A 1,167-nucleotide genomic window follows, 5' to 3' on the forward strand; every position below is an offset into this window, starting at 1 on the left:
GGCGACGAGTCGGTCGGCAAGATGATCGCGGAAGCGATGCAGAAGGTCGGCAACGAAGGCGTCATCACGGTTGAGGAAGCCAAGACCGCCGAGACCGAACTCGAAGTCGTCGAAGGCATGCAGTTCGACCGCGGCTACCTCTCGCCCTACTTCGTCACCAACGCCGACAAGATGGTTGCCGAACTCGAGGACGTCTACATCCTCCTGCACGAGAAGAAGCTTTCCAACCTCCAGGCCATGCTGCCGGTTCTCGAAGCCGTCGTGCAGACCTCGAAGCCGCTGCTCATCATCTCGGAAGACGTCGAAGGCGAGGCTCTGGCCACGCTGGTCGTCAACAAGCTGCGTGGCGGCCTGAAGATCGCTGCCGTCAAGGCGCCGGGCTTCGGTGATCGCCGCAAGGCCATGCTGGAAGACATCGCCATCCTCACCGGTGGCCAGGTCATCTCGGAAGACCTCGGCATCAAGCTCGAGAACGTCGGCCTCAACATGCTCGGCCGCGCCAAGAAGGTGTCGATCTCCAAGGAGAACACCACCATCGTCGACGGCGCCGGCAAGAAGGAAGAGATCCAGGGCCGCGTTGCCCAGATCAAGCAGCAGATCGAAGAGACCACTTCGGACTACGACAAGGAGAAGCTGCAGGAACGTCTGGCGAAGCTCGCCGGCGGCGTTGCGGTGATCCGCGTCGGCGGTGCGACGGAAGTCGAAGTCAAGGAAAAGAAGGACCGCGTCGATGACGCCCTCAACGCGACCCGCGCGGCCGTCGAAGAAGGCATCGTTGCAGGCGGCGGTGTTGCCCTGCTGCGCGCTTCGGCCAATATCAACGCGGTCGGCGTCAACTCCGACCAGGCCGCCGGCATCAACATCGTTCGTCGTGCGCTGCAGGCTCCGGCCCGCCAGATCGCGGCCAACGCCGGTGCGGAAGCATCGATCGTTGCCGGCAAGATCCTTGAGAACAAGGGCGCGACCTTCGGCTACAACGCCCAGACCGGCGAATATGGCGACATGATCGCCATGGGTATCGTCGATCCGGTCAAGGTTGTCCGTACGGCTCTTCAGGACGCGGCTTCGGTCGCCGGCCTGCTCGTCACCACCGAAGCCATGATCGCGGAGGCTCCGAAGAAGGAGTCGGCTGGCGGCGGCGGCATGCCTGGCGGCATGGGCGGCGGC

At 63.8% G+C, this 1,167-nt stretch carries 1 protein-coding gene; it reads left to right on the top strand.

Annotated elements, in window-relative coordinates:
* Nucleotides 1-1,167: chaperonin GroEL (gene groL, locus AC0L2U_RS34675; RefSeq protein WP_473603697.1), on the top strand; the 1,167-nt coding region annotated here is incomplete at both ends.

The organism is Mesorhizobium sp. WSM4808, assembly GCF_055811675.1.